The 13,502-nt window shown below is 69.2% G+C and carries 19 protein-coding genes and 1 tRNA gene; 16 read left to right on the forward strand and 4 right to left on the reverse strand.

The annotated features are described in order from the left end of the window. Positions 1–6: 6 nt before the first annotated feature. The 13 genes from murA (at position 7) to FG154_RS10350 (ending at position 8,424) form a co-directional block, all read left to right on the forward strand. Positions 7–1,275 (forward strand): UDP-N-acetylglucosamine 1-carboxyvinyltransferase, encoded by a 1,269-nt coding sequence (gene murA / locus FG154_RS10285; protein ID WP_145107340.1) that lies wholly within the window; start codon positions 7–9, stop codon positions 1,273–1,275. After that, entirely contained in the window at positions 1,275–1,751 is a 477-nt protein-coding gene (locus FG154_RS10290) for a DUF2948 family protein (protein WP_145107342.1), read from the forward strand. The genes murA and FG154_RS10290 overlap by 1 nt, the downstream gene beginning before the upstream one ends. A gap of 222 nt (positions 1,752–1,973) precedes the next feature. Next, positions 1,974–3,278 carry a histidinol dehydrogenase gene (gene hisD / locus FG154_RS10300; RefSeq protein WP_145107346.1) on the forward strand — a complete coding sequence of 435 codons (1,305 nt, stop codon included), beginning with the start codon at positions 1,974–1,976 and terminating at the stop codon, positions 3,276–3,278. A gap of 3 nt (positions 3,279–3,281) precedes the next feature. Beyond that, positions 3,282–3,758, forward strand: a complete 477-nt coding sequence (locus FG154_RS10305; protein ID WP_145107349.1) for a UPF0262 family protein — start codon at positions 3,282–3,284, stop codon at positions 3,756–3,758. Beyond that, a complete protein-coding gene (locus FG154_RS10310) occupies positions 3,755–4,243 on the forward strand; it encodes an arsenate-mycothiol transferase ArsC (RefSeq protein WP_145107351.1) in 489 nt (162 codons plus the stop codon). The genes FG154_RS10305 and FG154_RS10310 overlap by 4 nt, the downstream gene beginning before the upstream one ends. Next, the gene (locus tag FG154_RS10315; RefSeq protein ID WP_145107354.1) at positions 4,233–4,631 is read left to right on the forward strand and encodes a ketosteroid isomerase-related protein; all 399 of its coding nucleotides are present in this window, start codon (positions 4,233–4,235) and stop codon (positions 4,629–4,631) included. Before FG154_RS10310 ends, FG154_RS10315 begins: the two co-directional genes overlap by 11 nt. Beyond that, on the forward strand, positions 4,628–5,215 hold the full coding sequence (locus tag FG154_RS10320; protein ID WP_145107356.1) for a GNAT family N-acetyltransferase: 588 nt from the start codon (positions 4,628–4,630) through the stop codon (positions 5,213–5,215). The genes FG154_RS10315 and FG154_RS10320 overlap by 4 nt, the downstream gene beginning before the upstream one ends. 24 nt (positions 5,216–5,239) lie before the next feature. Then, positions 5,240–6,115 carry a carbon-nitrogen hydrolase family protein gene (locus FG154_RS10325; protein ID WP_145107359.1) on the forward strand — a complete coding sequence of 292 codons (876 nt, stop codon included), beginning with the start codon at positions 5,240–5,242 and terminating at the stop codon, positions 6,113–6,115. 131 nt (positions 6,116–6,246) lie between these two features. Beyond that, positions 6,247–6,465 carry a translation initiation factor IF-1 gene (infA, locus tag FG154_RS10330; protein ID WP_002720792.1) on the forward strand — a complete coding sequence of 73 codons (219 nt, stop codon included), beginning with the start codon at positions 6,247–6,249 and terminating at the stop codon, positions 6,463–6,465. Continuing rightward, positions 6,466–7,044 carry a Maf family protein gene (locus FG154_RS10335; protein WP_145107361.1) on the forward strand — a complete coding sequence of 193 codons (579 nt, stop codon included), beginning with the start codon at positions 6,466–6,468 and terminating at the stop codon, positions 7,042–7,044. Then, entirely contained in the window at positions 7,041–8,081 is a 1,041-nt protein-coding gene (locus tag FG154_RS10340) for a ribonuclease E/G (protein ID WP_145107363.1), read from the forward strand. The genes FG154_RS10335 and FG154_RS10340 overlap by 4 nt, the downstream gene beginning before the upstream one ends. Then, on the forward strand, positions 8,078–8,260 hold the full coding sequence (locus FG154_RS10345) for a DNA gyrase inhibitor YacG (RefSeq protein WP_145107365.1): 183 nt from the start codon (positions 8,078–8,080) through the stop codon (positions 8,258–8,260). The genes FG154_RS10340 and FG154_RS10345 overlap by 4 nt, the downstream gene beginning before the upstream one ends. Positions 8,261–8,348: 88 nt before the next feature. Beyond that, positions 8,349–8,424: transfer RNA gene (locus FG154_RS10350), tRNA-Phe, on the forward strand. Positions 8,425–8,663: 239 nt separating this feature from the next. Here FG154_RS10350 and FG154_RS10355 read toward each other — a convergent pair. Then, entirely contained in the window at positions 8,664–9,248 is a 585-nt protein-coding gene (locus FG154_RS10355) for a Tll0287-like domain-containing protein (protein WP_145107367.1), read from the reverse strand. 138 nt (positions 9,249–9,386) lie between these two features. Further along, positions 9,387–9,830, reverse strand: a complete 444-nt coding sequence (locus FG154_RS10360) for a response regulator (protein WP_145107370.1) — start codon at positions 9,828–9,830, stop codon at positions 9,387–9,389. Between the two features lie 287 nt (positions 9,831–10,117). Here FG154_RS10360 and FG154_RS10365 point away from each other — a divergent pair, with 287 nt between their 5' ends. Then, entirely contained in the window at positions 10,118–10,624 is a 507-nt protein-coding gene (locus FG154_RS10365; RefSeq protein ID WP_145107372.1) for a ferritin-like domain-containing protein, read from the forward strand. Between the two features lie 88 nt (positions 10,625–10,712). On the opposite strand, the gene FG154_RS10370 is transcribed toward FG154_RS10365, so the two are convergent. Next, positions 10,713–11,075 carry an HIRAN domain-containing protein gene (locus FG154_RS10370; RefSeq protein WP_246100210.1) on the reverse strand — a complete coding sequence of 121 codons (363 nt, stop codon included), beginning with the start codon at positions 11,073–11,075 and terminating at the stop codon, positions 10,713–10,715. A gap of 10 nt (positions 11,076–11,085) precedes the next feature. Further along, entirely contained in the window at positions 11,086–11,910 is an 825-nt protein-coding gene (locus tag FG154_RS10375) for a manganese catalase family protein (RefSeq protein WP_145107374.1), read from the reverse strand. 243 nt (positions 11,911–12,153) lie between these two features. Here FG154_RS10375 and FG154_RS10380 point away from each other — a divergent pair, with 243 nt between their 5' ends. Both FG154_RS10380 and FG154_RS10385 read left to right on the forward strand, forming a co-directional pair. Continuing rightward, the gene (locus FG154_RS10380) at positions 12,154–12,405 is read left to right on the forward strand and encodes a DUF378 domain-containing protein (protein ID WP_145107376.1); all 252 of its coding nucleotides are present in this window, start codon (positions 12,154–12,156) and stop codon (positions 12,403–12,405) included. 79 nt (positions 12,406–12,484) lie between these two features. Beyond that, on the forward strand, positions 12,485–13,321 hold the full coding sequence (locus tag FG154_RS10385; RefSeq protein WP_246100212.1) for an alpha/beta fold hydrolase: 837 nt from the start codon (positions 12,485–12,487) through the stop codon (positions 13,319–13,321). Positions 13,322–13,502: the final 181 nt, after the last annotated feature.

The following is a 13,502-nucleotide window of genomic DNA, read 5'->3' on the forward strand; positions in this document are numbered from 1 at the left end:
AGGCGGATGGATTCGATTCTGGTGAAGGGCAACGGGGAACTGCGCGGGCAGATCCCGATTGCGGGGGCAAAGAACGCCTGCCTCGCGCTGATGCCCGCGACGCTGCTCACCGATGAGCCGCTCACGCTGACCAACGCGCCGAGGCTCTCGGACATCCGCACCATGACGCAGCTTCTGCAATCGCTGGGCGCCGAGGTGGCCAGCCTGCAGGGCGGGCAGGTGCTCGCGCTCTCGTCGCACGCGCTGACCGATCATCGCGCGGATTATGACATAGTGCGCAAGATGCGGGCCTCGATCCTCGTGCTCGGGCCGATGCTGGCGCGCGACGGGCATGCGGTCGTGTCGCTGCCCGGCGGCTGCGCCATCGGGGCGCGACCGGTGGACCTGCATCTGAAGGCGCTCGAGGCGATGGGCGCCGACCTCGACCTGCGCGATGGCTACATCCACGCCAGGGCACCGGCCGGCGGCCTGCGGGGTGCGCGGGTGGAGTTTCCCATCGTTTCGGTGGGCGCCACGGAAAATGCGCTGATGGCGGCGACTCTGGCCAAAGGCATTACCGTGCTCGAGAACGCCGCGCGCGAGCCCGAGATCGTCGATCTCGCCCGCTGCCTCCGGCGGATGGGGGCGCAGATCGAGGGCGAGGGCAGCGCGACCATCACCGTGCAGGGTGTGGACCGGCTGGGCGGGGCGACGCATCCCGTGGTGACCGACCGGATCGAGCTGGGCACCTACATGCTCGCGCCCGCGATCTGCGGCGGCGAGGTGGAACTCCTCGGCGGGCGGATCGAACTGGTCGGCGCCTTCTGCGAAAAGCTCGACGCGGCCGGCATCACGGTCGAGGAGACCGAGCGCGGGCTGCGCGTCGCGCGCCGGAACGGCCGGGTGAAAGCGGTCGATGTCACGACCGAGCCCTTCCCGGGCTTTCCGACCGACCTGCAGGCGCAGATGATGGCGCTGCTGTGCACGGCCGAGGGCACCTCGGTGCTCGAGGAGAAGATCTTCGAGAACCGATTCATGCACGCCCCGGAACTGGCCCGGATGGGGGCGCGGATCGAGGTGCATGGCGGGACGGCGCGGGTGACCGGCGTCGAGAAGCTGCGCGGCGCGCCCGTGATGGCCACGGACCTGCGGGCCTCGGTGAGCCTCATCCTCGCCGGGCTCGCGGCCGAGGGCGAGACGGTGGTGAGCCGGGTCTATCACCTCGATCGCGGCTATGAGAGGGTGGAAGAGAAACTGAGCGCCTGCGGCGCGCAGATCAGGAGGATACCCGGCTGATGGCGGATGCGCGGTTCGAGGACGCCGGCGAAGGGCCGCTCTATCTGGGGGCCGAGACCGTCGAGGATCTGGGCGTGATCTCGGCGCTGGTGCAGGATGCGGTCCTTTCCGCGCAGGACATGCGCTGGCTGCCCCGCAAGCGGCGGTTCGCGCTGCTGCTGAACCGCTTCCGCTGGGAGGATCGCGAGACGGCCGAGCGCGAGGGGCGCCCCTACGAGCGGGTGCGGTCGGTGCTGGCCTTCGAGGGTGTGCTGGCCGTGCGGACGCAGGGCATCGACCGGACCGACCGGGATCTGGTGCTGTCGCTGCTTGCGCTGGAGTTCGAACCCGACGCGGATGGCGGGGGGCGGCTGGTGCTGGTGCTGGCCGGAGACGGCGCGGTGGCGCTGGAGGTCGAGGCGCTGGAGGTCGTGCTGAAGGATGTGACGCGGCCCTATGTGGCGCCGTCGGGCAGGGTGCCCGAGCATCGGGACTGACCGCCGCGGCTGGCCGGGGCGGGGGGCTGTCTGCCCCCCGGCCGCCCCTTTGGGGGCGGCTCCCCCCGAGGATATTTTCGCGAGAATGAACGGGTGTGCGGGTCCGGGTGGAGGGGAGGCCGGCCCGGCTCTCGTGCGAAAGTGTCACCCGTCGCTTGCGGTGCGACGCTTGAGGGATGGGGGGATGCGCGGTAAGGGAGGCTCAGCCAAGGAGTTCCGCCCATGCCCCAGTTTCTCGATGCCAGTGATCCCGGATTCGAGGCGGCCTTTTCCGCTCTTCTGGGCATGAAGCGCGAGGACAGCCCCGACGTCGATGCCGTGGTGGCCGCCATCATCGCCGATGTGCGCGAGCGGGGCGATGCGGCCGTGATCGAGCTGACCGCCCGTTTCGACCGGCTGGAACTGGTGCCCGAGCGGCTGGCCTTCTCCGAGGCGGAGATCGAGGCGGAGATCGCGCGTGTGCCGGCCGACGAGCGCGCGGCGCTGGAACTCGCCGCCGAGCGGATCCGGGCCTACCACGAGCGGCAGATGCCCGAGGATGCCCGCTGGGAGGATGCCTCGGGCGCCTCGCTCGGCTGGCGCTGGGGCGCGATCGCCTCGGCGGGGCTCTATGTGCCGGGCGGGCTGGCCTCTTACCCCTCCTCGGTGCTGATGAACGCGATCCCGGCCAAGGTGGCGGGCGTCGAGCGGCTGGCGGTTGTCTGTCCGACGCCGGGGGGCGTGGTCAATCCGCTGGTTCTGCTGGCCGCGCGGATCGCGGGTGTCGATACGATCTACCGGATCGGCGGCGCGCAGGCGGTGGCGGCGCTGGCCTACGGCACCGAGACGATCCGGCCGGTGGACAAGATCACCGGGCCCGGCAATGCCTATGTGGCGGCCGCCAAGCGGCGCGTCTTCGGCAGGGTCGGGATCGACATGATCGCCGGCCCCTCGGAGATCCTCGTGATCGCGGACGGCAAGACGGATCCCGACTGGATCGCGCTCGATCTGCTGAGCCAGGCGGAGCACGACGAAAGCGCGCAATCCATCCTGATCACGCCCGATGCGGCCTTCGGGCAGGCGGTGGCGCGGGCGGTCGAGGCGCGGATCGAGACGCTCGAGCGAAGAGCCATCGCGGGCGCCTCGTGGCGGGATTACGGGGCGGTGATCGTGACGCGCGACCTCGAGGAGGCGGCGGCGCTGTCGGACCGGGTGGCGCCCGAGCATCTCGAACTGTGCGTGGAGGATCCCGAGGCGCTGGCCGCCCGGATCCGCCACGCGGGGGCGATCTTCCTCGGCGCCTGGACGCCCGAGGCGATCGGCGACTATGTGGGCGGGCCGAACCACGTCCTGCCGACCGCGCGCTCGGCGCGCTTCTCGAGCGGGCTGTCGGTGATGGATTTCCTCAAGCGCACCACGCTTGCGCGCATGACGCCTTCGGCGCTGCGCGCCGTCGGGCCGGCCGCCGAGCGGCTGGCGATCTCGGAGAGCCTCGAGGCGCACGGGCTGTCCGTGCGCGCCCGGCTCGACCGGCTGAACGAGGGCTGAGAGATGAACCGCATCTGCCATATCGAGATCGACCAGACCAGCCCGATCCCGCCCACCGCCGAGATCGAGCAGGAGCGGCAGGTCGCGATCTTCGATCTTCTCGAAGAGAACAGTTTCGCGCTGCCTCCGCGCGAGGGGAAGCCGCCGGTCGAGGGGCCCTTCCGCCTGACGCTTGCGATCCGCGAGGGGCGGCTTGTCTTCGACATCCGCTCGCAGGAGGACGAGAAGGTGGGCGAGTTCCACCTGAGCCTCGGCCCCTTCCGGCAGGTGGTGAAGGACTATTTCCAGATCTGCGAGAGCTATTTCGAGGCGGTGAAACGGCTGCCGCCCAGCCAGATCGAGGCCATCGACATGGCGCGCCGGGGCATCCACAATGAAGGCGCACGGGTGCTCAAGGAACGTCTGGAGGGGAAGGCCGAGGTGGACATCGACACGGCACGGCGCCTCTTCACCCTGATCTGCGTCCTGCACTGGGGCTGACCGTGTCGCAGAAGCCGCCGTCTTCGGTGCTGTTCTGCTGCGACCACAATTCGGTCCGCTCGCCGATGGCGGAAGGGCTGATGAAGAAGCTCTACGGCAGGCAGGCCTATGTCCAGTCGGCCGGCGTCAAGAACGACCGCGAGATCGACGGCTTTACCGTCTCCGTCTGTCAGGAGATCGGGGTCGAACTCTCGCGCCACCGCTCGCGCTCGTTCGAGGAGATGATGGACTGGGGCGACGACCTGTCGGGGTTCGACCTCATCGTGGCGCTCTCGCCCGCGAGCCAGCGGATGGCCCTTGAACTCACCCGATATTATCATCTTGATGTGGAATACTGGCCGATCATGGATCCGACGGGACTGGGCGAGGGGCGCGAGCAGAAGCTCGCCGTCTATCGTCAGGTGCGTGACCAGATCCGGGGCCGGATGGTGGCGCGCTTCGGGCCGCCGAACGAGACGAAGGAGGAGGCCGGCGATGGGACGTGAACTGATCGGGCGCTACTATGACGCCTTCAATGCGGGCGATGCCGAAGGGATGCTCGCCTGCGTGACCGACGACATCGAGCATCGGGTGAACGAGGGCGAGGTGCGCCACGGCCGCGAGAAATTCGCCGAATTCTGCTCGCACATGGGGGTGAGCTACCGCGAACAGCTGCGCGACATGGTGATCTTCGTGAACGAGGATGGCACCCGCGGCGCGGCCGAATTCGTGGTGCACGGCGAATATCTGCAGACCGATCCGGGCCTGCCCGAGGCGCATGGCCAGACCTATGTCCTGCCGGCCGGCGCCTTCTTCGACCTGCGCGATGGCCGGATCGCCCGCGTGACCACCTTCTACAACCTGAGCGACTGGATCCGGCAGGTCTCGGCATGAGCCTTGAGGCGCGGGTTCTCACCGGGCCGGCGCTGGAAGATCGGCTTGACGAGGTGGCGGCACTGCGGATGCGGGTCTTCCGCGACTGGCCCTATCTCTACGAGGGGTCGATGGAGTATGAGCGCGCCTATCTCTCGGCCTACCGGACGAGCCCGGGGGCGATCCTCGTGGGGGCGTTCGACGGAGACCGGCTGGTGGGGGCGGCGACCGGCACGCCGATGGAGGATCACGCCGAGGATTTTGCGACCGCCTTTGCCGCGACCGGCGTGCCGCTCGACCAGATCTTCTACTGCGCCGAATCGGTGCTGCTGCCGGACTATCGCGGGCAGGGCATGGGTCACCGCTTCTTCGACCTGCGCGAGGCCCACGCCCGTGCCCTCGGGCGGCGCCATTCGGCCTTCTGCTCGGTGATCCGGCCGGCGGACCATCCGCTGCGCCCCCCATCCGCGCGCAGCAACGAGCCCTTCTGGCGTGGCCGCGGCTATGCGCCCCTGCCCGGCGTGATCGCCGAATACAGCTGGACCGACGTCGGCGAGAGCCAGGAGACCCGCAAGCCGCTCCAGTTCTGGATGCGCACGCTCTGACGCCCCTCATTTCCCGGAGTTGCCATGAAGATCGCCGCCGCCGCCTATCCGCTCGACTGGTTCGACCATTTCGCCGATTACGAGGCGAAGATGACCGCGTGGGTCGCCCGCGCGGCGGGCGAGGGGGCGGATCTGCTCGTCTTCCCGGAATATGGCGCAATGGAACTGGCGAGCCTCGGTGGCCGGTCGGTGGCTGCCGATCTCGAGGCGGCGCTGCATGAGGTGGCGCGGCACGGTCCCGCGGTGGACGGGGTGTTGCGCGGACTGGCCGAGGCGCATCACCTGCATATCCTCGGCCCTTCGGCGCCGGTGTTCGAGGGCGCGCGCCCGGTCAATCGCGCTGTCCTCTACGGGCCCTCGGGCGTCATCGGCCATCAGGACAAGCTGATCATGACGCGATTCGAGCGGGAGACATGGGATGTGGTGCCGGGCGGCGAGGCGCGGGTGTTCGAGACCGCGCTGGGCCGGATCGGCGTCGTGATCTGCTACGACAGCGAGTTTCCCCTGCTCGCCCGCGCGATGGTGGAGAAGGGGGTCGAGATCCTGCTCGCGCCCTCCTGCACCGACAGCCTTGCGGGCTTTACCCGTGTCCGCGTCGGCGCCATGGCGCGCGCGCTCGAGAATCAGTGCGTCGTGGTCCATGCGCCGACGGTGGGGCCCTGCGACTTCTGCCCGGCGGTGGATGAGAACGTCGGGCGTGCCGCGATCTACGGGCCGCCGGACAACGGCTGGCCCGCGACGGGGATCCTCGCCGAGACCGGCCTGAACGAGCCGGGCTGGGCCTTTGCCGAGGTGGATCGCGACGCCATTGCACGGGTCCGCCGCGAGGGGCATGTGCTGAACCATGCCCATTGGCCCGAGCAGGAGGTGCGGCTTGCGAACGGTGTCGCGGTCTTGTGACGGCGGGGGCGGGCCATTGGATGCTGCGTCCAGTTGCGGCGCGGCGTTTTTCCTCTTGAAAAATTGTGCGAATGCGCTCATTTCCCTTTCGAGCCTGCGCTTGACGCGGGCCAAATCCCATTGGAGAGACCATGGCCAAGGAAGATACGCTCGAATTTCCCGGTGTCGTGAAGGAACTCCTGCCGAACGCGACATTCAGGGTCGAGCTGGATAACGGCCATGAACTGATCGCGGTGATGGCAGGCAAGATGCGCAAGAACCGCATCCGTGTCCTTGCCGGCGACAAGGTGCAGGTGGAGATGACCCCTTACGACCTGTCGAAGGGCCGCATCAACTACCGCTTCAAGTAAGTGCGACTGATTCTCGGATCGGCCAGCCCGCGCCGTCGCGAGTTGCTGGCGCAGCTCGGGGTGGTTCCTGACGCCATCCTGCCCCCCGACATCGACGAGGAGCCGCGGCGGGCTGAACTGCCCCGTCCCTATTGCGCGCGCCTTGCGGCGGAAAAGGCGCGCGCGGTCGCGGCCGGACCGGAGGATGTGGTCCTCTGCGCCGACACGACCGTGGCCCTCGGCCGGCGCATCCTCGGCAAGCCTGCGGACGCGGGCGAGGCCGCCCGTTTCCTCGTGGCTCTCGGAGGGCGGCGGCATGACGTCATCACCGCCATCGCCGTCCGGCGCGGGGACCGGCTCTGGCAGCGCGAAGTCGTGAGCCAGGTGAAGATGAAGCGCCTGTCGGATCTCGAGCTGAACGCCTATCTTGCCAGCGGCGAGTGGGAGGGGAAGGCGGGTGGCTATGCCATCCAGGGCCTGGCCTCGGCCTTCATTCCGTGGATTTCGGGCTCGTTCACCGGCATCGTGGGGCTTCCGCTTGCGGAGACCGCGGCGCTTCTGGCCACCGCGGGCGTGCCGCTCTACCGGAGCGCGGCATGAAGGGGCGGCTGATCTGCCTCGACCGTCTGCGCGGCCGCGAAGCGGCGGCCCTTCTCGTGGACGGACGTCTCGAGGATCTGCTGATCGACCCGCCCGACGACCGTCAGGCGCCGGAAGCCATCTTCCGGGCGGTCGTGGATCGGCCGGTCAAGGGGCAGGGGGGGCTTTTCGTCCGTCTGCCCGAGGGCTCGGGCTTCCTGCGCCAGACGTCGGGCCTCGCGCCGGGCCAGCGCCTGCTGGTTCAGGTCTCGGGCGTGGCAGAGCCGGGCAAGGCGGTTCCGGTCACGACGCGCCTTCTGTTCAAGAGCCGCCTCTGCATCCTCACGCCCGGCGCGCCGGGGCTCAACATCTCGCGCCGGATCCGGGATGAGGATCTGCGCGCAGAGCTTTCGGCGCTGGCCGCCGAGGCGATGGCGGGCGCGGACGAGGATCTGGGCCTGATCCTGCGATCGGCCTGCGAGGGGGCGCCCGATACCGAGATCGCGACCGAGATCGCCGAGACGCGGGCGCTGAGCGAGGCCGTGCTTGCCGATGCTGACGGCGACCCGGAATTGCTGGTCGATGCGCCCGGCGCGCACCATCTCGCCTGGCGCGACTGGTCTGACCCGCCGCCGGACGAGATCGACGAGGCCGAGGGCGCCTTTGCCCGTCATGGCGTGGCCGATCTGTGCGACGCGCTCCTGTCGCCGCTGGTGTCGCTCGGAGGGGGTGCGCATATGGCGGTCGAGCCCACCCGCGCGCTGATCGCGGTGGATGTGAACACGGGGTCCGACACATCGCCCGCTGCGGCGCTGAAGGCCAATGTGGCCGCCGCGCGGGAACTGCCGCGCCAGCTGCGCCTGCGCGGTCTTGGCGGGCAGGTGGCGATCGATTTCGCGCCGATGCCCAAGAAGGACCGCGTGGCGCTGGAGCAGGTCCTGCGGGCGGCCTTCCGGGGCGAGGCGGCCGAGACGAGCCTTGCGGGCTGGACCCCGCTCGGCCTCTATGAGCTTGTGCGCAAGCGCGACCGGCTTCCGCTGACCGAGCTTCTGGCATGACCTGTCCGATCTGCGGCCGTGCGGCGGATGCGAGATACCGCCCTTTCTGTTCGCGCCGCTGTGCCGACGTGGATCTCGGCAACTGGCTGAAGGGCAACTACCGCATTCCCGCCGCCGAGGACGAGGAGGCCGCCCCGGATGAGCCCGGCGGGCGTGACCCGGGCGCCTCACGTCACTAGCCGGCGAAAATTTCTTGTCAGACCCTCTGGACACCCTCCGCGCTTCATTCTAAGACCACGCCACTCCACCGGCGATGCCGGACAAGAGGCCCAGATAGCTCAGTTGGTAGAGCAGCGGATTGAAAATCCGCGTGTCGCTGGTTCGATTCCGGCTCTGGGCACCAATTCCTCTCCCTGCGCATGCGGCCCCGTCAGCGGACTCACGCTACCGATCAAGGCACGCGTCTGTCACGTCGTGGCGCGGGCTGCTCCATGCCGGTCGGTCGCTCGCCATTGACCGTGCGGGCGTCAGAGCGGCGCAGGCCGTCCATCCTCCTCGTCACGCCGCCGGTTTGACGTCATCGGGATCAGTCTGGCAGCCGGGCCGGTGACTGCGGCTCCGGCGCAGAATCGAGCCTTTTGCTCAGGGCCTCGGGATCGTCACCGTGAAGGCGCCGCGCAGGTCTCCGGTGCGAAAGCCGGTCGCCTCGTCCGCGGGGTAGAGCTTGGTGATCCGCTCCTGCAGGGCCGGATCGACCTCGGTGCCGTGGCAGACGGCGCATTGGTCCTGCATCGGAATCGCCTTCATGAAGCGGATGCCGGTCTCGTCCTGCCTGACCGCCTCAAGGGCCGCGGCGGGCTCGCCGGCGGCGAGCCGTGCCTCGAAAACGCGCAGCTGCTCCTGCTCCCACTCATCGGGCGCATTGGCCGGGTTGCGGAGGCGAAGCGCGGTCCGGCCGATCTCGGCGCCCATCGCCCCGGAGATCTCGTCGGTCATGGGAAGCGCCGACAGGTTGCAGGTCTGGATGGCGCCTTCGGGTCCGGCCTCCAGCATGGCGTACCCGAGCGCCAGTTGAAGCGACAGTTGCAGGTGCTTGATCGCAGCCCGCGCCTGGTCCTGCCGGGCCGTCAGGTCCGCGCCCTGATCCGGTGCCTCGGCGGTGGCCGGGGTCACGGCCGCGCCCGCAAGCCAGAGCAGGAGCGCGATCCTCGGTGCAAATCCATCCATCTTCTTCTCCCTTTCGATCCTGTGCGGCATCGGCGGACGGCGGCCGGGCGCGGCATCCGCGGACCCTCGCCGCGTCCTGCCGGATGACGCGCCACATCCGCTGATAGGGGATCGCTCCGCCGCCGAGGCGTGACCATGTCACACCGGCGGAGATTTCCGCGGGCTGAGGGGTTCGGGTCGGCCGGGATCGGGAAAATCGGCCGAAGGTTGCGCGAACGAGGCAAGGTGGGCCACCAGCGCGCGCTCATCGACGGGTTTGCTCATGATGGGCTGTCGGCACAGGTCCGGCGGCAGCGAGGCGAGATCGGCCCCGGTCAGGAGAAGCAGGGGAATGCCCCGGCGTGCCAGCACCTCGATCACCGGCTGCACCGTCAGATGGCGAAGGTTCACATCCAGAACGGCCGCATCCAGGGGCGCGCTGCTGGCAAGATCCATGGCCTCGTTCAGGGTGCCGGCCGGACCCGAGACCCGCGCCCCCTCGGCCTCGAGGATCTCGGCCAGTTCTTGGGCGAGGAAATAGTCATCCTCGACGACCAGCACGGCCAGGCCCGCCAGCAAGCCCTTCTGCAACCCCATGTTCATGGTCATCTCCTCCGACGACGAAACCCGGGTGCGGGCCCTGAGGTTCCTGTCGCGCGCCGCCCTCTCCGAAGCTTGACCTGAGCATCCCGCCCGCGCGGCGCAAGCGGGGCGGAAGGCTTTTTCAACCGGGGTGTGGCGACAGGGCGCGGGTCGGCGGGTGAAGGTCACGGCGGCCGCACCCCGCAAGGGCGTGCCGGGCAAGGGGAAGCAGCGTCAGGCGGTCCATGATGCGGAACTTCCCCGCCTTCCGCCGGTTCGGGGGGGCAGTGGCACAAGGAGAACCCAACATGGACGTGATGCGTCACACTTTCATCGAAGGTCTGAAGAACGCGCATGCGATGGAGAAGCAGGCCTTGTCTATCATGCAGCCGCAGCTGAACCGGCTGGAGCACTATCCCGACGTCTCGGCCATGCTGCAGCAGCACATCACCGAGACGGAGGGCCAGGTCGAGCGTCTCAAGCAGATCCTTGGAATGGTCGAGGAAAGCCCCTCGGGGATGAAGGACATGTTCCTCTCGGCCATGGGCAGCATGGCCGCCCTGGGACATGTGCCGGCACAGGACGAGATCCTGAAGAACTCGATGGCGAACCTGGCCTTCGAGAATTACGAGATTGCCGCCTACACCATGCTGGTGACCATGGCGCGCGAGAACGGCGAGACGGCGGCGACGGAGCTGCTGCAGCAGAGCCTCGACGAGGAGAAGCGCATGGCCGCCTGGATCGCCGAGCATCTGCCGCAGGTGACTAGCACCTATCTCTCGCTGAAGGCCGGGGGCATGCGCGCCGACGTGTGACGGCGGCGCCGGAAGGTCCCGACGGCGCCGATCGTGTCCGCCGGATCGTATCATGGGGCCGGCCCTGCCCAGGGGCCGGCCCCGCGCGTCAGATGACCTGCGGCAGATGCAGATAGACGCGGAGGCCGCCACCGTCGCCTGCCAGCGCATGGGCCTCGGCACCGCGATCCATGAGCGCGGCGAGGATCTGCACCGGTTGGCCGGGCAGATAGCCCAGAGCTTCGCCCGAGGTACGTTCCACCCGCACCGAGCGCGGATCGAACCCGCGTCCGGGATCGCGCCGCAGCCGGAGCAGCTCGCCCGGCCGTGGCGGCTGTGCGCCGGGGAAGCGGTCGCGGCTGGCGATGTAGGTCTCGAGCACCGGAATCCCCCCGGAGGCACGCGGCGCCGCCGCAAGCGGAAGGGCCGCCAGCGCCCCTCCGCCGGCCAGAAGCAGATGTCTGCGGTCCACGAGGCGCCTCCTACAGCTGTTCGGCCTGCGCGCCGCTGTTCTCGCGCGCCGGGCCGAGGTTCGGCTCTTCGCCCATGGGCTCCATCGGGCGTGCGGTGAAGGTGCCGTTGCCGTCGATCGAGGCGCCCTCGCTCCAGCGGCCCTGCACCGGCTCGCTTCCGTCGCGCTGGAAGCCGAGGAAGGCGTAGCTGAAGTCCTGGTTCTCTTCGGACTGCGGGAAGCTGTTGGGGATCGGATAGACGTTCTCGTTGCCGCCCAGCTCTTCCAGCGCGGCGAGCCACTGGTTCTGGTGCATCGTGTCGCGCGCGATCAGGAAGGCCAGCATCTCCTTCATGCCGGGGTCGTTCGTCATGTTGTAAAGCCGCGTGGCGAGGATCCGGCCGGTCGATTCGGCGGTCACGTTGGCGCCCATGTCCGCGGCGATGTTGCCGCTGGCGTAGATGTGCGACATGTCGAACGGCACGCCGTCGCTGTCCACGGGCATGGCCGACAGCCCGGCCGAGAGCAGGTTCTTGAGGTTGATCCCGCCCATCACGGCCCCCGCCACCGGATCGGCCGCGGCCTCCTCCTGCAGCGACAGCGGCGCTCCCTCGAGGTTCAGCGCCACGGCCGTGGCCAGCATCTCGATATGGCCCAGCTCCTCGGCGGCGGTGTTCATCAGAAGGTCGCGGTACTTGGGATTGCCCCGCGCCCCGCAGGCTTGAAAGAAATACTGCATGGCCACCCGGATCTCGCCCTCGACGCCGCCGATCGCCTGCTGAAGCGCGCGGGCAAAGACCGGGTTCGGGGTCTCGACCCGGACCGGGAACTGCAGCCTCTTGTCGACATAGAACATGTGTGATCCTCCTGTTGCGAGCCGCCCGAGAACCGGGGTCAGCGGCAGATGTTCCGGGCGTTGGGGCATGTTCGCGGCACGGCGGTAGGCCATGACGGCCCGACCGCGGCGGCCGCCGTAAGGCGCCGGCGCGTGGCGCTGCCGCGCCCGCCGGCCGGCGGGCGCAGACCGGGAACTTTGACGCCCCGGTGCGGTTCAGGCCACTCTCCCCTGTCGCAGACCTCATCCCAGGAAGGACAAGCCATGCACGGCCTGAACCTCGTTACCCTGTGCCTGATCATTGTGGGCGGACTGAACTGGCTGCTCGTCGGCCTCTTCCAGTTCGACCTCGTGGCCGCCATCTTCGGCGGACAAAGCGCGCTCCTTGCGCGGATCGTCTATATTCTCGTCGGCCTCTCGGCCATCTGGCAGCTCGTGGTCTTCTTCAAGGCCGCCAAAAGCGGCGAGGTCGCGGCGGAGCGCGGCGCCGGTCATCCGCGCGGCCCTCGGCCCTGAGAGGGGTCATCCAGTGCTGTCGCATGTCGGCTCCGGCCCCGCCTCCCTGACAAAGCGGTCACGGCCCCTGATCGGGGACGTGATCAGCGTGGACGGGCGCGGCGTCCACTATCACAGCCTGGGGCACGGCCTGCCGGTCGTGCTCCTGCATGGCAACGGCAGCCTTGGCGAGGAGATCCTGCGCGCCTTCCCTGAGGTGCCGGGCCTGCGCTGGATCGCGCCCGACCGTCCCGGCTATGGCTACAGCGCGCCGCTGAGAGACGGGCGGAACGACCCGCAGGGGCTTGCCCGCTGGCTCGGCCGGTTCATCGAGGCGCTCTCGGTCGGCCGCTGCGGGCTGGTGGCCCATTCGCTGGCCGCGGGCGCGGCGCTGTGCCTCGCGCAGCGCAGCCCGCGGCGGCTGACGGGGCTGGTGCTGCTTGCCCCTTTCTGCCGCCCCACGCCCGAACGGTGGATGCCGGCCCTGAGGCTGGCCTCGGCGCCGCGCTTCGGGGCGCTTGTCCGGCCGCTGATCCCCCGCATCATTCCCTTCTTCCGCCACAGCATCCTGCAGACCATGATGGCGCCCGGCGGGGTGCCGCCCTGGATGGAGGATTTCCCGCTCGAACATGCGGTGCAGCCGGAGTCGGTCCTGACGGCCGGGGCCGAACTCTTGCAGTTCAACGACACGATGGAAGCGGCCCAGGACCGGCTTTGCATTCGCGTTCCGACCACGGCCGTCGTGGGGACCGGCGACCGCACGGCCGATCCCGAGTGGCATCTGCCCTGGCTCGAGGCGCGGGTCGAGAGCCTGCGGATCATCCGCTGCCCCGGCGCGGGCCATGCGATCCATCACGCGATGCCGCAGGCGGTGCGCGAGGCCGTGGTCAGCGCCTTTGCCGCGCCGGCGCCGAGATCCTCCCTGCGCCGGGCGTGAGGCGGGGCCTGTGCGCCGCCGCTTCGGTCGGTTCAGTAGGGCCAGACGTTGACGATCATGCCTGCCGATGTCGCGCTGAGCGCAAAGAGCAGGAGCACGAAGAGGCCCTTGTCCTTCGGTTCCATGGGTGCCTCGCAGCTTGGGATGCTGCGGAAACAAGGGGCGCAGCGGCCTGTTCCTG

Origin of the sequence: Cereibacter sediminicola (assembly GCF_007668225.1) — a bacterium.
Lineage (GTDB): Bacteria > Pseudomonadota > Alphaproteobacteria > Rhodobacterales > Rhodobacteraceae > Cereibacter_A > Cereibacter_A azotoformans.